Origin of the sequence: uncultured Gimesia sp. (genome assembly GCF_963972345.1) — a bacterium.
Lineage (GTDB): Bacteria > Planctomycetota > Planctomycetia > Planctomycetales > Planctomycetaceae > Gimesia.
This window is the reverse complement of sequence record NZ_CAXAVM010000133.1, coordinates 1-19,880: the sequence shown is the minus strand read 5'-3', so window position 1 is coordinate 19,880 and position 19,880 is coordinate 1. Positions and strand designations below refer to the sequence as shown.

General features: G+C 51.6%; 12 protein-coding genes and 1 pseudogene. 11 read left to right on the top strand and 2 right to left on the bottom strand.

All coding sequences use genetic code 11. From position 1 onward, the window contains the following. Nucleotides 1–275: pseudogene (locus tag AACZ40_RS19775) on the bottom strand (hypothetical protein); the annotation flags it as partial. 545 nt (nt 276–820) lie between these two features. Between AACZ40_RS19775 and AACZ40_RS19770 the strand changes: the two are divergent. Both AACZ40_RS19770 and AACZ40_RS19765 read left to right on the top strand, forming a co-directional pair. Continuing rightward, entirely contained in the window at nt 821–2,095 is a 1,275-nt protein-coding gene (locus AACZ40_RS19770; protein WP_291175626.1) for a reverse transcriptase family protein, read from the top strand. A 146-nt stretch (nt 2,096–2,241) separates the two neighbouring features. Further along, a complete protein-coding gene (locus AACZ40_RS19765; protein ID WP_291175629.1) occupies nt 2,242–3,009 on the top strand; it encodes a DNA topoisomerase I in 768 nt (255 codons plus the stop codon). Between the two features lie 14 nt (nt 3,010–3,023). Here AACZ40_RS19765 and topA read toward each other — a convergent pair whose 3' ends face one another. Beyond that, a complete protein-coding gene (topA, locus tag AACZ40_RS19760) occupies nt 3,024–5,735 on the bottom strand; it encodes a type I DNA topoisomerase (RefSeq protein ID WP_291175632.1) in 2,712 nt (903 codons plus the stop codon). 431 nt (nt 5,736–6,166) lie between these two features. Here topA and AACZ40_RS19755 point away from each other — a divergent pair, with 431 nt between their 5' ends. The 9 genes from AACZ40_RS19755 to AACZ40_RS19715 form a co-directional block, all read left to right on the top strand. Next, the gene (locus AACZ40_RS19755) at nt 6,167–8,626 is read left to right on the top strand and encodes a hypothetical protein (protein ID WP_291175635.1); all 2,460 of its coding nucleotides are present in this window, start codon (nt 6,167–6,169) and stop codon (nt 8,624–8,626) included. 622 nt (nt 8,627–9,248) lie between these two features. Further along, entirely contained in the window at nt 9,249–10,016 is a 768-nt protein-coding gene (locus AACZ40_RS19750; protein WP_291175639.1) for an ABC transporter ATP-binding protein, read from the top strand. A gap of 60 nt (nt 10,017–10,076) precedes the next feature. Continuing rightward, nucleotides 10,077–12,722: a Gldg family protein gene (locus AACZ40_RS19745; RefSeq protein ID WP_291175642.1), complete on the top strand. Its 2,646-nt coding sequence runs from the start codon at nt 10,077–10,079 to the stop codon at nt 12,720–12,722. An 85-nt stretch (nt 12,723–12,807) separates the two neighbouring features. Further along, nucleotides 12,808–14,655 carry a DUF4340 domain-containing protein gene (locus AACZ40_RS19740; protein WP_291175645.1) on the top strand — a complete coding sequence of 616 codons (1,848 nt, stop codon included), beginning with the start codon at nt 12,808–12,810 and terminating at the stop codon, nt 14,653–14,655. 404 nt (nt 14,656–15,059) lie between these two features. Further along, a complete protein-coding gene (locus tag AACZ40_RS19735; protein ID WP_291175648.1) occupies nt 15,060–15,545 on the top strand; it encodes a thioredoxin family protein in 486 nt (161 codons plus the stop codon). A 73-nt stretch (nt 15,546–15,618) separates the two neighbouring features. Then, on the top strand, nt 15,619–17,082 hold the full coding sequence (locus AACZ40_RS19730; protein ID WP_291175651.1) for a hypothetical protein: 1,464 nt from the start codon (nt 15,619–15,621) through the stop codon (nt 17,080–17,082). A 58-nt stretch (nt 17,083–17,140) separates the two neighbouring features. Then, nucleotides 17,141–18,019, top strand: coding sequence for a pantoate--beta-alanine ligase (panC, locus tag AACZ40_RS19725; RefSeq protein WP_291175654.1), 879 nt, complete (start codon nt 17,141–17,143; stop codon nt 18,017–18,019). Nucleotides 18,020–18,166: 147 nt separating this feature from the next. Next, nucleotides 18,167–18,790 carry a sigma-70 family RNA polymerase sigma factor gene (locus AACZ40_RS19720; RefSeq protein ID WP_291175657.1) on the top strand — a complete coding sequence of 208 codons (624 nt, stop codon included), beginning with the start codon at nt 18,167–18,169 and terminating at the stop codon, nt 18,788–18,790. Further along, on the top strand, nt 18,787–19,880 hold a 1,094-nt coding region (locus AACZ40_RS19715; RefSeq protein ID WP_339675547.1), incomplete at its 3' end, for a hypothetical protein. The genes AACZ40_RS19720 and AACZ40_RS19715, both read left to right, overlap by 4 nt.

The window sequence follows — 19,880 nt, the reverse complement described above, 5'->3', positions numbered from 1 at the left end:
AGCCCCGAGTAAGGCTGATAGATGGCCAGTCCGCCAAAGTGATAGAGTACAATTTCAGGAGGCCAGCCGAAATATTTCGCCATGACAGCATGTCCCAGTTCATGCACCAGGATCGAGATAAATACACAGGCGATCCAGATGAGCGTGATTTTCGGATCATCGGGATACCAGCCCATAAAGCCCGCCATCAACCAGAACAGGGGATGGACGCGGATCGGGATTCCCCAGAATGAAAATCGCAAATCGAATTCGGTGGGAGAGACATTTCCCAGCATCTGCTCAACTTTCTGTTTGTATATCTATCTACTTCTGGCGCGTGTGATGTATGTTCCACCAGGATCGCGTCAGCATAGCTGAAATGGCTTGAGAATGCACTGTTGTGAAATCCCCAGAATTCTCGCACTTTAGCCGGGTCTGTCAATCGTAGCAATTGCAGTTCGTCCTATGGGATGCAGCGTTATATACTGTCAGACGGGTCCCTTCAGTTTACAAAATTTTTATCCTGATGGAAAATAGCGGCATTGGCCAGATTCACCAGACTTAACATTGACGCATCTCACGAAAAGGCTACGATTTGCAGACATAATGGGCAGTGGGTCGCACAAGTTCTGACTCTGACTGAATCTAAACAGATCGCTCAGAGTTCTGCGGGGATACCCCGCGGGAGAAGGATTGACCACACTACGACACTTGAAGTGTCGCTACGATAGACGCTTATCGTAGCAACACTTCGTCACAGGATCGGTTGTGCGGCCCGCTGGCCATTTTTTTAGGCACTGATTTGCCTTCAATAGAAACGGAATGACTGCAGGTTTTTTCAATGGGCTTATTTGATTTCTTACGACGGATTTTCTTCGGCGCTCCCCCGCGCCCGACCGTCTCGCCAGTAGAGTCGACCCCCATCCCGGAAGAAACCACTCCTCGCCCCCCCCGAGGCAAAGTCAAACTGGAACCATTACGCTATAGCAGCAGTCATTCGAGCCGGGTGGAGAACATCGAAGAAGTCGCAGCGCCCCCCTACGAACTGGCACGCTACGGTGCGCGAACCGGCCATTATTTCGACATGACCAAAGATGGCGATGCCGAGAAACTGGCCCGCTACGCACTGCCACAATTCTGCACGCCTGCCGAACTCGCTGAGTGGCTGGGACTCCCGCTGGGGAAAGTGGCCTGGCTGACACATCGCTTCACACAGTTTGATCGTCCCGATGACGAACAGGAATCGCATTATCTCTATCACTGGAAACCAAAACGGTCCGGGTTCCGATTGATCGAATCGCCCCGCCCGTTTTTAAAAATGGCGCAGCAGCAGATCCTGCGGGAGATTCTGAATCCGATTCCCCTGCATACAGCGGCTCACGGATTTGTACGCGGTCGCTCTTCTGTGACCAATGCAGCACCACACACGGGCAAACGTGTGGTTGTGAAATTTGATCTGGAGAACTTTTACACCAGCGTGAAATTTTCCCGCGTGGTTGCTATCTTTCGTAACCTGGGATACTGCCGTGAAGCATCGCTGTATTTGGCACGACTCACCACATCCGTGATTCCCAGTAGCCTGCCTTTCCCGGATGGCAGCCTGCGACCGCTCATTCCGTATCTGTCGCGGCATCTGCCTCAAGGGGCACCTACCTCTCCTGCGCTGGCGAACCTGTCCGCCTATTCGCTCGACGTGCGACTTTCCGGACTGGCCCGCGCCTTTGATGCCGACTACACACGCTATGCCGACGATCTGACTTTTTCAGGATCAGAAGCGTTTCTGCGATCATTACAGGTGTTTCTGCCGCTGGTCAATCAGATCATCCGCTCTGAACGGTTCCAGGTGAATCAGATGAAGCGTCGCGTGTTACGCAATAATCAACAGCAGAAAGTAACGGGCGTCGTCGTGAATGAGCATGCGAATGTGCCTCGCAAAGAATTTGATCTGCTGAAAGCGATTCTCACAAATTGCATTCGCCAGGGACCGGGAACTCAGAACCGCGAGAATCAACCGGATTTTGCCAGTCATCTGCGTGGCCGTGTGGCGTATGTCCAGCAACTCAACCCAAACCGGGGCCAACGTTTACTGCAACTTTACGAACAGATTCGCTGGTAAAGCAGTTGTTTCAGATTTATCTTGTCTCCTCGACTCATTTTAAGTCATAATAGGAACTCAACTTTCGCTTAAGACCCGGATTTTCCGCGGTCTTTTTTAATCCCTGACAGAACCATGAGCGTTTAAACTGTCAGGGAGACATACTCGTGCCAATACCCTTCGATCAGTTAGGAATTATCGTGGGTGGATTTATTCGAATCCTGTTGAAGCCTCTAATGCGATTTTTTATCGGATTAATAGCAATCCCGATATTCCATTTGATGCTGAATAAGGTCATCCGGGTTCAGGAAATCGATGACGAGCTTGAAAAAGACCTCGAGCAGTGGTTTCGTGGTTCCCTGTTGCTGCTGGCTGCCACTGCTAATATGGAGTCGGCATTATTTGCAGGATGGGTACCTCTCAGCCTGCAGGGAACCGAACTGTCGATTCTTACGGGGCTTCGAATTCTCCTGGCGATCGGTGTCATAGAAGCGATGCCAGACCAGGAACTGTTTTCGATTATTCATCCCGGTCCTCCCTCATTAAAGTTATCCCGGGAATATGGAATCTTCCGCGAGTTAAAAGAAAAATGGCGTGTCATTCTGAAGGGAGTGGTCTGCCAGCATATCAATCGTTCCTCGCCGGTGTTTGCAATTCTGTCCGCAACGACGGAAGGGACAGTGGGCTGGGTCTGTTATGGCATCGCGATTACGCAATACCTGATAATCGGCTTAGTGACTTCGCGCGATCGTGCTCTGGATGTGCTGAGTGAGTTTGACCGGAAGATAACAATACGACGGCGCGAATTGATCGACGAATTTGATCTGGATCAGAAAGAGGTTGATGCAGCAGATCAGAAGCGTTGCAAAGAAATTGAAGAAGAGAAGGCCGCGTCTGAAAAGAAACAGGCCGACACTTCGAAAGCATCGGCCTGATCTGAGACGTGATGTTATTCTTCTGATTCTTCTTTCTTAGCCGCTTTCTTCTTTGTAGTTTTTTTCGCCGCTTTCTTTTTGGTGGTCTTCTTTTTTGCAGCCGCTTTTTTTGTCGTCTTTTTCGCGGCTGTTTTTTTGGTGGTCTTCTTCGCTGCGGACTTCTTTTTGGCTGCTTTTTTGGCGCCTTTTTTCGCTGCCTTGGCATCCAGCCATTCGACGGCCTGCTCGAGTGTCACATTCTCGACTTCGTACTCTTTGGGAATCGTCGCGTTGATTTTGCCATGTTTCACATAAGGCCCGTAACGGCCATCGAAAATGCCGATCGGCTCTTCGTCTTCCGGATGTTTCCCCAGATCCCGAATCGGTGTGGGAGCACTGCGTTTGCGCGCCTGTTTGAGCAGTTCGACCGCGCGAGGCAGATCAATGGTCAGGATGTCATCTTCCTTGCCCAGTGACTTGTAAACTTTATCATGCAGCACGTAGGGGCCAAATCGACCGATGCCGGCATTCACTTTTTTGCCGGTCTCGGGATGTTCGCCTAACGCACGCGGCAGGCTCAGATATTTCAAAGAGGTTTCAAAATCGATCGTATCGGGATCCACGTTCTTGGGAATACTGACACGCTTGGGCTTTGGGCCGTCTTCAACGACATCTCCCAACTGCAGATACGGACCAAAGGGCCCATGCAGTTTATAGATGGGAGTGTTTTCCTCGGGATGCATGCCGAGCGACTTCGGGCCTTCGGCTTTCAGGCGGATTAATTTTTCAGCCAGCTCGTTTGTCAGGTCTGCAGGGGCAATATTATCGGGAATTGAAGCCGAAACCGGATCTTCATCTGCCTCGTTGGAAACATAGGGTCCATAGCGACCAACGCGGACTGCCGAAGTGATCCCTTCCAGATCCAGCGTGCAGATTTCCCGTGCATCGATGGTTTCTTCCTTAGATTTAACCTGTTCATCCAGGCCTGCTTCACCTCGATAGAACTGATTCAGATAAGGCAGGCGATCCCCTTCACCCACGGCGATGTCATCCAGTTCCTGTTCCATGGCAGCGGTGAACTGCAGATCGACCAGGTTCGGGAAAAACTTCTCCAGCAGACGGGTGACTGCCAGCGCTGTGAAAGTAGGCACCAGCTGGCTGCCTGATTTATTGACATAGCCGCGGTCCTGGATGGTGCCGATGATCGAAGCATACGTACTTGGACGCCCGACGCCTTCGCTTTCCAGCTTGCGGACAATCGTGGCTTCCGTGTAGCGCGCGGGTGGTTTGGTTTCGTGCTTGAGTGGTTCGATTTCGCTGGCTTCCAGAGCCTGATTCTCTTCGAGGGGAGGCAGCATCGATTCGCTGTCATCCAATGCTGCTTCCGGATCATCAGAGCCTTCCACATACGCACGGAAGAAACCGGGAAATTCGACATGACGTCCCGTCGCACGAAACTCAGCGTTGTCAGCTGTGATCGTGACAGTTTGAAACCGCAGACGGGCTTCTTCCATCTGCGTGGCCATGGTTCGTTTCCAGATCATGGCATACAGCTTGGCCTGTTGCCCCTTGAGGCCGAGCTCTTCTACCGTTTTCATCGATTTACCGGCAGGGCGAATCGCTTCGTGTGCTTCCTGTGCCCCTTTGGACTTGGTATCGAAGCGGCGGATTTCAGGGCTGAGATAATCTTTACCGTACAGATCTTCAATCCGTTTGCGTGAAGCCGAAACCGCTTCGTTGGAAAGATTGACACTGTCAGTACGCATATAAGTAATGTGACCATCTTCATACAGACGCTGGGCGACCTGCATGGTCTCCCGCGCGGACATATTCAGCTTGCGGTTACCTTCCTGCTGCAGGGTACTGGTCGTAAACGGGGCGGGCGGTTTACGCGACTGCAATCGCTGTTCGACTGACGTGACCGTCCAGTCCGATTTTTTCACCCGCTCCAGCAGGTCCCCTGCCTGCTGTTCATTCAGCAGCAGAACATCGGCGCCCTCTTTGAGTCTCCCCGTAGATTCGTCGAAGTCTTTCCCGCTGGCGACTTTTTTCCCGTCGACCGTCATCAGCATCGATTCGAATTCCGCGCCTTCACCGGTCTTGAGCTGGGCTTTCAAATCCCAGTAGGTACCGCTTTTGAAAGCGAGCCGTTCCAGTTCGCGCTGGACCAGGATCCGCACGGCGACCGACTGTACACGGCCGGCTGACAGGCCCCGGGCAATCTTCTTCCATAACAACGGGCTTAATGTAAAACCGTACAGACGATCCAACACACGCCTGGTTTCCTGGGCTGAGACCAGGTTCAGATCGAGCTCGCGAGGGTTGGCGATCGCTTCCTGAATGGCTTCCTCGGTGATTTCAGAGAAAACCATGCGTTTGACCGGGACTTTCGGTTTGAGCAGCTCGGCCAGATGCCAGCCGATACTCTCTCCTTCGCGGTCTTCGTCGGTCGCGAGAATGAGCTCTTCGGCATCTTTCAGGGCATCTTTGAGTTCCTGAACCGTCTTTTTCTTCTCTTTGGGCACCAGATAATAAGGTTCGAATTCCGACTCGACATTGACGCCCAGGGTCGCCCATTTGTGTTTTTTCTTGAATTCCGCTGGAATATCAGAAGCCTTGGCAGGCAGATCACGGACATGGCCCATGCTGGCCAGGACCTTATAGTCGCTGCCTAAATAGCTGCCGATTTTCTTGGCTTTCGCCGGTGATTCCACGATCACCAGTGCCTTCAGCTTCTTTTTTGCCACCAGACATGCCCTTCCTGAGAAACCGACGTCGACCTTGCCTCCAGAGTCAAGCTGGCTACAATACGCGGCTCAATCATTCCTGTTTATTGTATTTTGGATCTGCTGAATCCGGATCAGTTTGTAAACTTCATTCGGCAATCTCTAACCGTCTTAAAAGTCTCTGTCAAGCCTGTATTTATTTTTTCATCAGGCAGGCCGTCCCCAAACCGGGCACTTTTCGGAGCAGGAAGAGACAGGAAACAGCAGGATTCTTTGAGAGAAGACTTTCACGAATGGCCGGAATAAATTACAACACATGAAATAAACGGAAAACTCTTTTCCAATTGGAAGATACGAAAACCAGCGATTACTTCAATCGGATCTCGTTGACACCGGAAGTTCACTACAGGAATTCGAATTCATTCGACTTGCAGACTGAAGAAGGAAACAGAATGGCCTCGCCACTGGAATTGTTTCGTAAAAAACAAAAAGTATTAATGGTTCCTCTGACCATTCTGGCGTTGTTCGCCTTTATCGTCATGGACCAGCTGACACCCGCGCAGTTTCCTCCCATTGCGGGAATGCTGCTGTTCGGGTTCGTGTTCTGGTACCTGGGCCGTGACCGCGGCAAAGGAATTCAGTTCGCGGCCGTGGGAGTCATCATCGGATTCTTCGTGGGTTATCTCTACATCCCCAAAGTCGGCGCAGAAACAGTAGTCAGAAGCACTGCTGGCAACATCGATATGCGAGAGTACCAGGAGATGGTCCAGAATCGCCAGATTGCCAATCAGTTCATCATGCGATCCTATATGGCGTCCCTGACGGAAGAAGAACAGCAGCGTCCTCAGCCTCCCCGCGGCGCCATGTTTGGTTTCGGTCGTGACATGGAAGATGACATCATCCTTGAGTTCCTGTTCCGCAAAGAAGCGGAAAAAATGAACCTGATTATCTCTGATGATGCGATCTCCAACTATATTTCCCGCTACACGAACAATAAACTCAGCCGCAAAGCCTTTCAGGAAACCTGTCAGCAACTGGGCAAGACCGAAGGTCAGATTTACGACATCTTCCGCGATCAGTTGCAGGCACGACAGGCTTTCCAGATGCTGCGACCTGAAGTTTCACTGACTCCTGCTCAATACTGGAACTTCTACAAAAAGTTCAATGTCCGGCAGGAACTGGAACTCGTTGCATTACCAGTCAAAGACTTTGAAGCCGAAGTCCCCGCACCGAGTCCCGCCGAGAAAAAAGCATTCTTTGAAACCTATAAAACCGTCTTCCCGGGCGAAAAAGGTCCTGGTTCACCGGGATTACGCCAACCTCAGAAGGTGCAGGTGGAATACCTGATGGCGGATTACGTGGATACTGAAAAGCAGGTTCCCCCTGTGACCGACAAAGAGATTGCGGCTTTCTACGAAGACAATAAAGAACGCCTCTACAAAAACAATCCCATCCCGGATCTTCCCGCTGGCTCCACCGTTCCGACGGCACCCGAAATGCCTGCTCCCACCGGTCCTGCTACCGAGCAACCGGCAGAAGCACCTAAACCGGAAACTGGCGAGAAGCCGACAGAGAAACCCCCAACGGCTCCCACCAAAACAGAGACGCCCGCTAAAGCTGAAACACCTGCCAAACCCAAGACTGATGCAAAACCGGAGCCTGCAACCAAACCTGAACCGAAATCAGAACAGCCGGAAAAGAAAGAAGAGTCCAGTGCACTTGCTGCTGAGTCTGCCACATTCGTTTCCCTGTTAGATGAAAAACCAGCGGAATCTCCCGTTGTTGCTCCCAAACCGGGTGCAGAAACTGCAGAAATCAAACCGGAAGCGACCACCACGGCTCCCCCGCCACTGGAACCTTATCGCCCCTTGAATGAAGATTTGAAAAGTGAAATCCGCGATCAGCTGTTACGTGAACGCACACTGGAATTGATGAAAGATAAAATTTCCGATGCAGAGCTGTTCATGAATGAACTCAGTGACAAAATCACCAACCCGGAAGAAGGGGCCACACGGCCCACACCGGAAGAAGCAAGCAAGGCTCTCAAAGAGTATGCTGCCGAACATCAGCTGATTTACAACATTACGCCGATGATGTCGGCTCAGGAAATGTCGGAATCTGAGAAATACCCACTGGGCACTGCCCGTGAGCCAAGTATCAATCAGTTTGCAGCACAACCACGGACAGTCATCGAACAACTGTTTGAAACTCCCGTTAACCTGACCTATATCCCTTACGAAGCAGAAGATTCTTTCTCCAGCGGATTACTCAGTTACTGGAAGACCAAACACGTCGATGCCACCATCCCTGAATTCGACGATCCGGAAATTGATCAGCAGATCACGGAACAGTTAAAGCTGGAAAAAGCCCGCCCCCTGGCTCAGAAGCGGGGAGAGGAGCTGAAAAAACTGATCAGCGGCGACAAAGAAATGTCGGCTGCAATCGAAGGTCAGACCATCACCGGCAAGAAGGAAGGGACTGAACTGTCCACGACGACAACAGAATCGTTCAGTTGGATGCGGACTTCCACTGCCAATGCCAGCAATCCGTTTTCCATGCCTCGTCCGGAGCTGTCAAGCATTTCAGCCGTCGCAGGAGCCGGTAACGAATTCATGGAAGAAGTCTTTGACAATCTGGATAACGGAGAAGTCGGCGTCGTGATGAATGCCGACAAAACGGTCTGTTATGTTGTGAAAGTCATCAACCGCATTCCCTCCACGCCCGGCGGATTGACCGCCATGTACCAGGAGTTTCTGAAGGAAGACATGTTCTTCTTCTTTTCTCCGTACCTGCCGATGGCCCAGATGGAACAGCAGCAGACCAACTTCGAGTGGAGCCAGGAACTCGAGGCAAAGTACCAGGTCGAAAAATACTTCGAGCAGGTCGAAGGGCCCGAAGTCGTTGCTCAATAATCTATTGGAGTGTCATTTTAAAATTTTGGGTTGATAAATATCACGAGCGTGCGACAACGGAGCACGTCATCAACACACCCAACCCTCAATTTTTAGAGTGCGTCACATTTAACCTTAGCGTCTCACATTCTATTATACTCGGCCCAAATGGCCTTGGAGACGCTACAGTAAAACGGGACACAGTCCAGCTTGACAAAGCACTCTACTGAGTTCGAATAATAGAAATCGGTTGTGCCCGGACCAGGTACAACCGATTTTTTTGTAGTCTGACTGAAACAGCCTGAAAGGGATCGATCCGCGAAATAAATTCGGAAATCAGGTTCAAACAGACTGGACATCAGGAAATGCGGGGATTATTTCTATATGGACAATGTGGATGTTTTCCCGTCAGCCTGACCGGCATTCCGGCGTTGGTACAAAATGGGATAACATCTGTGTAACTCAAAACGTACTCTCCCCCTTTGTTGTGTTTTTAACACGTTCCAGTTAAAAATGAACAAACCACCCAACTGTCGGACGATCTCTCACGTAAAAGGATTTGAGCGAGGTCTCTGGCAGACCGTGACCTTACAGTCTTTCTGTTGAATCAAGCCACGAGATAATCATCGGGAGTATCATTGTAATGTCGGAACAGGTTCAGCAATCTTCTGCAGAGCAGTCTGAAACTTCGTCCGGTGAGAACATGATTGAAGCCATCGGATTGAGTAAATTCTATGGCCAGTTCGCCGCGACAAAAGATGTGACATTTTCCGTTCCCCGCGGCCAGGTCGCCGCCTTTCTGGGTCCCAACGGCGCGGGCAAATCTACTACCATGAAGCTGTTGACTGGGTTTCTCTCCCCCAGTGAAGGCCAGGCACGCGTCGGCGGATTTGATGTGAGTACACATCGAATTGAAGCCAGCCAGAAACTCGGGTACCTCCCCGAAAATGGTCCGCTGTATGAAGAGATGCCCCCCCAGGGCTTTCTGACCTATGCCGGAAGCGTGCGGGGCATGTCAGCCGCCGAACTCAGCAATCGCCTGGAGTTCGTCATGGAGAAATGCGATCTGAGCAGTGTCTGGAAAAAACCAATCCGAAAACTCTCTCGTGGTTTTCGACAACGCGTGGGCATGGCAGGGGCATTACTGCACGATCCGGATATTCTGATTCTGGACGAACCTACCAGTGGCCTGGACCCAAATCAAAATCAGTCCGTGCGAGACCTGATTCGTGATCTGGGTAAAACCAAAACCATCCTGCTCTCGACTCATATTCTGCAGGAAGTCAAAGCGGTCTGCAGCCGTGTAATCCTGATCAACCAGGGCTCAATCGTGTTTGACGGTTCCGTAGCTGAGCTGGGAAACAGCCAGGACGATATGGAAACGCGTTTCCACAAACTGACACACGCGTAATATTTCTTTTACCGACTCATTTATAGTATCAGATAAAGCTGACGTAAGGACCCTTCTGTTATGTTGCGGAACAACGTTGTATTGGCCGTATTCAAGCGAAACGTACAGAGTTACTTTTCCGGAGTACTGGGTTATCTGTTTATCGTGGTATTTGTCGTAGCCGGCGCCTTTGCCGCGTTCAACCAGCAGTTCTTCGCGAACAATCAGGCAAACCTCGATCAACTGAGCCTGTGGTATCCCTTACTGCTGTTATTCATCATCCCGGCAATTACCATGGGTGCCTGGGCAGATGAGAAAAAAATGGGAACGGACGAACTGCTTTTCACCCTGCCCGCTTCCGACCTGGAAATCCTGCTGGGTAAATTCCTGGCGGTACTCGCCGTCTACACCATCGCGCTGCTGTTCTCGGTGACGCACGTGTTTGTACTCTGGAAAATCGGCAATCCCGATATGGGCCTGATGTTTACCACCTACTTCGGCTACTGGCTGGCCGGTGCTTCCCTGTTGGCCGCAGGCATGTTCGCCTCGGCCCTGACCAGCAGTACCACGGTCGCATTTGTGCTGGGAACCGTCATCTGTGCAATCCCGATTTTCATCGGCCAGATTGCTCCGTCCAGTGACCTGATCCAGAACCTGAGCCTGGTCGAACAGTTCCAGGACTTCAGCACGGGGGTCATTCCCCTCGGCGCGGTTCTGTATTTTATTTCACTGGCCGTAATGATGCTGTATCTGAACCGGATCCTGATTACGCGGCGGCACTGGAGTTCACAGCAGAAGAATTCGATGGGACTGCAGTACCTGGTCCGCACTGTTTCACTGGCAGTAATTCTGATCAGTGCGAATGTCATTGTCTCTTACGGCAGCAGCCGCATCGACATGACCGCCGAAAAGGTTTACAGCCTGTCTAAGACAACCAGGGACCTGCTCGAAAAGATTGATGAAAAAAATCCGATCACCATTGAAGCCTTCATCAGCCCGGAAGTCTCGCGTGAATACGTGCCGATCCGCAAACGACTGATTGGTCTGTTGCGGGAATATAACCAGCTGGGGGGCAAACGGCTTCAGGTTCGTTTTGTTGATGTGGAACCATTCAGTAAAGCGGAAGAAGAAGCCCGCCTGCTGAATATTTCACCCCAGCAGGTTCAGACAGAACGTGGTGGTCGTGCCTTTGTTGATACAATCTTCATGGGAGCCGTCGTCAAAAGCGGAACCGATGAAGTCGTGATCCCCTTCTTCAATGTGGGAACCCCGATCGAATATGAACTCACGCGTTCCATTCGCACCGTTTCGAAAGATGAGCGTCTGACGGTTGGAATTCTCAATACCGACGCCAGTATCTTTGGCGGCCTGGATATGGGCATGGGGGGCAACCAGCCGCCGTGGTTGATCGTCAGTGAGCTCAAGAAACAATACAAGGTCGAGCAGGTCTCTCCCGATTCCCCGATCAGCGATACCGCTTACGATGTGTTAATCGCCGTGCTGCCTTCTTCGCTGACAGAACCACAGTTGAACAACCTGATCGAGTACGTCAAAAAAGGGAAACCGACATTGATCTGCGATGACCCCCTGCCCGTCTACGGCGGAGGACGAGGCATCCAGAATGCACCACGGATGCCGAAACCCAGTCCGGGGGGCATGATGGGCATGCGACAACCGCCGCCAACCCCCAAGGCGGATGACGGACGTCTGACTCCACTGCTGAACCTGCTGCAGATTGCCTGGGACAACGGGGAAGTCGTATTTGACTATTTTAACCCCCATCCGGAATTTTCCGAGGTCGTACGCCCTGAGCTGATTTTCATCAGCCCCAAAAGCGGCGTCAGGGGTGCCTTCAGCCAGGACAGTAATATCACCAGCGGACTGCAGGAAATTCTGACTTTCTTCCCGGGAAATATTCGTCCCCGATCGGATTCCACGTTGAACTTCGAACCACTGCTGAGAACCGGGCTCAACTCGGGCCTGCTATCATGGGGCCAGATCACCAGCCCGTTCTTCAATTCTGTCCGCATCGCGCAAGATCCGCCACGCCTGATCGACGAATATTCGCACGTGATTGCAGCGCAGATTACTTCGACCGAGAAGTCGAAAATCAAAGATCTTGATGTGATCTTCGTAGCTGATGCCGACCTGATCTCAGATGAGCTGTTCAATATCCGGGAGCGCCAGGCCTTCGGTCTGAAAATTGACAACGTGACGTTCTTATTGAACTGTGTCGACCAGTTGGCCGGCGATGATTCCTACATCAAGCTGCGAAAACGCCGCTCCCAACTCCGCACGCTGACACTTGTCGAACGCGAAACATCCGTGTTTGTGAAAGAACGCAATGCGGAACGGGAAAAAGCGACCGCCACTGCGGAAGAAAAACTCAAAGAAGCCCGCGATCGCCTCAAAGCAGAGCGTGATAAAATCATCAAGGACACCACCATCGACGGGAATACCAAACAGCAGATGCTGCGAATGGCCGAGGAAAATGAGAGTCGGAGGCTGGAAGTCGATGAAGCCAACATCGAACGGGAAAAACAGCGACAGATTGAAAAAATCAAAGCCCAGACAGAACGCCAGATCCGGGCCATCGAAGACCGCATCCGCTGGTATGCGATCCTCGTCCCGCCGTTCCCGGCAATCCTGCTGGGGATGTGCTTCCTGTTCTTCAGGATCAAAAATGAAAACCAGAACATTTCTCCCGACCGGAGATTGAAGAAATAACGCCTGCCTGCCATGCAGATAGCTTGTCGGGAAATCAATTCAGTATTCCATTTAACTCACTGTTTAATAAGTAAAATCGTTTGCCATGAATGAAACGACCAGAACACTGACATTTGCAGGAATCGCAGCGGTTACCCTGGTAGCCGCCTATTTCACTGACCGTGCTTCTCAACCGGTTCAACTGACCGGCTATGAAAATGTAGGTGAAGAATTCTATCCTGAATTTACAGACCCGACGCAAGCCAAATCGCTGCGTGTGGTGAGCTACAACGAAGATTTAGCGACGCTGAAAGTTTTCAATGTGGAATTTAAGGAGGGTGCATGGAAAATCCCCTCGCATCATGACTACCCCGCAGACGCAGAGGATGAGCTGGCGGAAACCGCGACGTCGCTGGTTGGTGTGATCCGTGGTGCGCTGGAAAGCCGGCGCAAGAATGACCACGAACGCTTTGGGGTCATTGATCCCCTGGATGAATCCAATACCAACCTGAAGGGTCGCGGGCAAAGATTGACGCTCAGCAAAGAAGGGGGTGCCCCGCTGGTAGACTTTATCATCGGCAAGCAGGTTCCTGAACAGCCGAATGAATATTATGTTCGCAAAGTCGATGAAGACGCCGTCTATCGCACGAAACTGAATGTTGATCTCTCGTCCGAATTCTCCGAGTGGATTGAACCGGATATCCTGAAAGTCGACCGCGATCGACTGATAGAAATTTTAATCAGCCATTATTCAATCGATGAAGCGCAACAGAAAATCGTTTATGAAAGTCAGACCCCTGAAGAAAACGTGACGGTCCTCACGCGTAAGAATTCAACCACCCCCTGGGAAATGAGGGGCCTGGACAAAGAGACGCAAAAACTGAATACCGCCGACGTCAACCAGCTGGTCAATACTCTCACTGACCTGAAGATTCAGGGGATCCGCCCCAAATCGAGTGAACTGGCGGCAGGCCTCAAAGAATCGGGAGCACTTAAACCGCGAACCCAGTTGGATCTGTTCGATCTGCAGAATAAAGGGTTTGTACTGGCGCGAGGTCCCCAGGGAAATACCCAGCTGGCCTCCAATGAGGGGGAAGTGGTACTGGCGACCAGTCAGGGAGTGGTCTACTCACTGTACTTCGGCAAAATCTTCACAGGCAGTACGCTTGATATCGAAGTGGGAAACAGCAGTCAAAAGAAAGATGATAAAGCGGATGAGAAACAGGGTGACGCCAAATCCGATGATGCCAAACCGGCTGAGAATGCGGAGTCCGAAAAGGGAAATGACAGTGCGCTGAAAACCAGTCGTTATCTGCTGGTCACAGCTGCCTTTGATCCGGCCTATCTCGGCGACCCTCCTCAAAAACCGGAACCGCCTGAAAAACCAGCCGATCTGAAAGAAACACCGGCAACGGATAAAAAGGAATCGGAAACAGACAAAAAAGAAGCCAGTGCAGACGAGAAGCCGAGTCCGCAAGCCGCCTATGAAAAGGCCATGAAAGCCTATCAGTCTCAACTGAAAACCTATGAACGCAAACTGAAGGAATACGATGACAAGGTCGCCCAGGGCAGCGAACTGGCTCAGGAACTCAACGAGCGATTCGCCAACTGGTACTACGTCATCTCTGCCAACAGCTTCGAATCGCTGAAATTGAAACGCAAAGCCCTGGTTGAACCGATTGAGAAACCGGAAGCGGCTCCAGCGAAAGCAAATACCACTGCGCCTCCCGCTGGAAAGCCGGCCACTCCACCGGCGGGTAAAAAACCGGACCCTGCAACTGCCAAAAAGCCGGCACCCGCAAACAGTGAAGATAAGAAACCCGAAACCGGGTCACCCGCCAAAGACGCGGAAGCTGCGAAAAAACCCGCGGCTGAAAATTCAGCCAGCAAACCGGCGCCCGCTCCGAAAGAGACGCCTGCCAAAGCAAAGCCGCAAACACCACCCGAAAATTGACCGCGGCCCTGTCCCATTGATTCAAAGCCAAAGCGGCAACAGATTTCTCATCAAATCTGTCTGCCGCTTTGGCTTTTTCTGTGTTTCGCCCCCACTCTGTTCCGGTTAGGTAAACTTTACCGGCCATGTGCCGGTTATTCAGGTGAATCGGGTCGAATCGATCACAGTAGTTCCCCGATTCACTCCGATAAAGTTAAATGAATGATTTACGACGATTTCCCTGGATTCAGGTCTGTTCGTCTTTGCATCCAGGTATTTCAGATCACGAAATACCGTGTCTGCCACGTCTCGAATCAATCAAATATGTTCTTAACAGAAGCTCACTCTTAACCGGGTCACCACGTTTTACCACATAAGTACAGCTGTCAGGGATGACAGTTCAGACTTGTGAAGGAGTCACAGAGATGAAAAGACTTCCCAAACTGATTCAATGGGGCATTATTGGTTTTTCGATCGTTGCCCTGGTTGGCATCTCAATAGAATTATCGAAAGCGGAGACGAAGACGGCAGATGAGATCAAGTGGCACACTGATCTGGAATCAGCGCATCAAGCTTCACTGAAGAGCAACAAACCGGTTTACATCGTGTTTGATGCCAGCTGGTGTACTTACTGCCGCAAACTGGAACAGGAGACGCTTTCCGATCCGCGGATGACGCGTTATCTGAATCAGGCTTTTGAACCAGTTCACCTGGATTTTGATAAAGACCGCGAAATCGCTGATATTTTACAGGTTAAATCTATTCCCTGTACAGTAGTTTTGAGTTCCGAAGCAGATCTGCTGGCACGCCAGGTCGGTTATGCCAAGGTGCCCCGCTACCATTCCATGCTGGAGAAAGCCCGCAAACTGCAGGCGGTGATCCACCATATCGAATACTCAGACAGTCAATGATTTCCCTGAGATATAAAAATTCAGAACAGGCGCAAATCTTGAAAAAACTCTACGGAACGTGTACTTTGCGCATATGAATAAAAGCAAAGAGCCGTTTGGCATCAATCCGTCGGGTGAAGGTGACTCCTGGGAGTCTCTCGCAGGTGATCTGTTTGGCATCGATTTTGACAAACAGGTTGAACCGCTGCCCCTTGATTTTGAGGATGATCTCGCAGAAGACGAGGATACATCCGACCAGGATGAGTCTGCGCCCGCTGAGCATGAGGATGTTAAAAAGCCGGTCTCGGCAGAATCGGAGGTCGACGACGACGATGATCAGTTCTTCGGCGATTCGATTTTCGATGACGATGAAGTACCTGCCCCCCAAAGCAAAAAGACCGTCCCGGCCGAAGAACTGGACTCGGGAATCGACTTCGACGACGATGAAGAAGATGATGATGACGAAGAAGACGACGAAGACGATGACCTGATTGCCTCTTTTGATGATGATGAGGAAGACGACGACGAAGAGGATGAAGTCGAAGAGGACTTTGCTCCCGCTGCCCAGCTGAAAGAAGACACGTCATCCGCAGAAGAAGATGACGAGGAAGATACTTACTGGGATGCCCTGGAGGGTTGGAACTGGGATGAAGATGATTCATCCCGCTCCAGGAAAGTAATCGCGGCCAGCGATGATGAGGACGACGACGAAGACGAGGACGACGAAGCAGAAGTCGCCGAAGTGCAGAAGCCTGCTGCTCCGCCACGGAAGAAGTCCCGTCCTGAAAAGAAACAGATCCCTGTTCCGCCGCAAACTACCACCCGGACAGACGAGCGACTGGACGATGACAATGAGTTTGGCTTCGGTCTCATTTCAGAAGTGGTGGCTTTCCAGCAGGAAGTTGTCGCTGCCGATGATGAAGATGACGACGAAGAGGAAGACGACGAAGCGGTAACAGAGACGGCAACAGAAGCAGAGGATAAAACCGAGGGCGAAGAAGACACAGCGGAAACCAAACGTCCCCGCCGCCGACGACGACGTCGCCGATCACGTTCACGCAAGCCTGATGAAACAACTGATTCCTCCGAAGCAGAAACAGAAACGGAAGATGAGGAGCAGGATGTCCAGGCCGAAAGTGATGACGCCGACGAGGACGATTCCGAAGAAGGAACCGAACAGAAACCCAAACGTTCGCGACGCCGATCCCGTAGACGCAAGAGTGAAGTTTCTACCGAAACATCCGAAGCATCCGAAACAGTTACGGATGAAAGTGAAGTCGAATCCGGTTCAGAAGCAGATGACATTGAAGTGTTATCCCCTCCGACGAAACAGGTTTCCGAAAACAAATATCCGAACGTTCCCAGCTGGGAAGAAGCCATTTCCTATCTGCTGAATCCGAAACTGGTCGGCGTTAAAAGTGACAAGAGCGATAACCCTAAAAATCCGCCGGAAGCTGAAGCCGATGATCAGAGTCGCAGACGTCCCAAACGAAGGCGTTCCGGCAAACGGGGCGGAAGCGGTAACCGCAGCCAGGCTCCGAAAAAAACAGAGTCTTAACCAGCCGGGATCATCCAGTCTGAACCGGCCCTGGCGCCTGTCCTGAAAGTTTTCGATCATGCCTGATCCGACTCTGGAAACCGTCAGCGAGATTTCTGAACTGCGGAATCGGGTCACAGCACAACGCCAGCAGAGAGCCCGGATTGGCTTTGTGCCCACCATGGGTGCCCTGCATGCAGGGCATACCAGTCTCATTGAAGCCGCTGGCGCTGACTGCGATTTTGTGGTCGTCTCCATCTACGTAAACCCGACCCAATTTGGGCCTGATGAAGACTTTGAAAGATACCCGCGCGTGCTGGAACAGGATCTGGCAAAATGTGCGGCGGCCGGCGCAAACCTCGTCTGGACTCCGGATACCAGTATCATGTACCCCGACGGGTATTCAACCGATGTGACGGTCAAAGCTCTCTCGCGCATTCTGGAAGGCGCCACCCGCACGAATCATTTCCAGGGCGTGACTACCATCGTCACCAAGCTGCTGTTAAGTTGTCTGCCGGACATCGCTTATTTTGGTGCGAAAGATTTTCAGCAGCAGGCTATCATCAGACGGATGTGCCTCGACCTGAATATTCCGGTCGAGATCAAAACGTGTCCCATTATCCGCGATTCAGACGGTCTGGCTCTCAGCAGTCGGAACGCTTATCTCTCCAAAGAAGAACGGGAGGCGGGATTATCCCTTTCACGGGCCCTGCGACTGGCAGAAGAAAGAATCGCCGCCGGTGAAACCGATCTCGCGTCGATCAAATCCGCCATGCAACAGTTGTTGAAGTCAACACCCCTGTTGAAACTGGACTACGCCACAATCGCTGACCCCACAACCCTCGAAGATATTTCCTCGGTTCAATCCGAGATGGTCGCGTTGATCGCTGCCTGGGTTGGTGCCACGCGTCTGATCGATAACTGCCGGCTGAATCCTGCTGCAGCAGAAAAATCCTGACAATCTATCTACTCCCGCAGATTAATATTGACGTAAGCTGCTGAAAAGTAAGAAGATAGACGCTACCGCAATCGTTTTTCGCGTAAAATCCCTGTATTTCTCAAATGACGGGAACTTCATTTCCCCACGGATCGTCCAAGAGGTACTGTGACCAACAATGATCAATACCTGATTCAAGAATGTTTGGCAGGTCGTACCGAGGCGTTTGATCAACTGGTACTGAAATATCAGGACCGCCTGTTTCGAACCCTGGTGCGGATTCTGGGCTCCAGCGACGATGCGCGCGATGCCGCCCAGGAAGGTTTTACCCAGGCCTTTTTTAAATTGAAAACATTCCGAGGTTCAGCCGCCTTTTATTCCTGGCTGTTTCGCATCTCTTTTAATGCCGCGATCACTCAGAAACGAAAAACAAAACGAACTTCCACCACGATAGATCCACAAGACAACCCGGCCGGTACCTGGCTGGTTGATACACGCCCCGAACATCACCCTCCCGAAGTCGCCGAACTCGCCGAGCGAAAAAAGCTGGTTCATCAGGCACTCAACGAGTTACAGGAAGAGTATCGCACGCCTTTAATCCTGCGGGAACTGGAAGGCATGTCGTACGGGGAAATTGCCGAAATCACGGAGATCCCGTTGGGAACAGTCAGGAGCCGAATTTTCAGAGGAAGGAATGAACTAAAACAGAAACTGAGCACGTTGTTTCAGGACGAACCTGTCACGCGTGTTTCCGAGTCTGACCATGAGTCATCGATAAGTGAAACCAAATGAGCAGCCCATCCCACTTTAACGAAAATCTGTCCGCCTGCTTCGATCACGAAGTTTCCCCCGAGGAACGTCTTGAGCTGGAGTCACAACTGGAACAGTCCCAGACCGCGCGACAGGAACTGCATGAGTTCGGCGAACTCTCCCGCTTGCTGCAGGAGACCGCTACGGAATCGGCGCCTCCCGAACTGGCACCTTCCATCCGGCGTCGCATCGAACAGGAAACCCTGCTGACTTCCACAGAAACGGCCCCGGCCCGGCGTGTTCCTTCGATGCTGCGTTATCGCATCGCCGTTGCCATCAGTGCCTGTTCTTCGGTAGCTGCGCTGGTCTTATTTGTATTACTGTTGAATATCGATACTCCGGAAAGCTCCCCGCTACTCTCCCAGGCAGATCGCATGGTACTGCAGCCGGAAGCAGAACCGGCCCTCACTACATCGGCTGACAGGAATGATAATCAGGTAGCCGCCCGATCAAATCAATTCAATTTGCAGGCAGGTACGGACATTGGAAAACCCGGCCAGCCTCATCCTGTTCCCTCAGTCGAGCTTCAGTTGGACAAGCGGGGAATGCAGCCCAGCAATGTTGAAGTAAAAGAGAAACTGGCGATGCGGTCTCACATGGAAAAAACGCCCGCCGACTTTTCTGTTCACAATACGCTGGCCGAACAGAATTCCGCGGCGAAACAACTCAAATTGACCGAGCAGGGTCTGGCCGCCTCCTCCGGGATTCCCAGTCATATTCCACTGGATTCGATCCGCATTGGAGATGTGCTGCCTTACTTCCGTGATATTGATGGCAAAGTGGCTGTAATTGAAGTCCGCGTCGTCGATGTCAAACAGGCTCTGGGTACGATGGAACTGCTGCTGGCACAAAACAATATCCCCGTCGATCAACAGAAACAGTCGGAAGTCGAACGTCAACTGCAGGGCCCAAGCAAAGCTGAAAAAGACCAGCAGCTGTTTGCCGTCTACGTCGAAGCCACCGATGACCAACTGGCTTCTACCCTGGAAGAATTTCAACGCGATCTCAAACAGGATCAGATGTTAAGCCTGGCATTGCAGCCAGCGATTACCGAACAGTCTCTCAAAGAAGA

Excerpts from the sequence above, each read along its gene's own strand:
- AACZ40_RS19770 (WP_291175626.1), top strand. The coding sequence starts at position 821 with ATGGGCTTATTTGATTTCTTACGACGGATTTTCTTCGGCGCTCCCCCG.
- AACZ40_RS19755 (WP_291175635.1), top strand. The coding sequence starts at position 6,167 with ATGGCCTCGCCACTGGAATTGTTTCGTAAAAAACAAAAAGTATTAATG.
- AACZ40_RS19750 (WP_291175639.1), top strand. The coding sequence starts at position 9,249 with ATGTCGGAACAGGTTCAGCAATCTTCTGCAGAGCAGTCTGAAACTTCG.
- AACZ40_RS19745 (WP_291175642.1), top strand. The coding sequence starts at position 10,077 with ATGTTGCGGAACAACGTTGTATTGGCCGTATTCAAGCGAAACGTACAG.
- AACZ40_RS19740 (WP_291175645.1), top strand. The coding sequence starts at position 12,808 with ATGAATGAAACGACCAGAACACTGACATTTGCAGGAATCGCAGCGGTT.
- AACZ40_RS19735 (WP_291175648.1), top strand. The coding sequence starts at position 15,060 with ATGAAAAGACTTCCCAAACTGATTCAATGGGGCATTATTGGTTTTTCG.
- AACZ40_RS19730 (WP_291175651.1), top strand. The coding sequence starts at position 15,619 with ATGAATAAAAGCAAAGAGCCGTTTGGCATCAATCCGTCGGGTGAAGGT.
- panC (WP_291175654.1), top strand. The coding sequence starts at position 17,141 with ATGCCTGATCCGACTCTGGAAACCGTCAGCGAGATTTCTGAACTGCGG.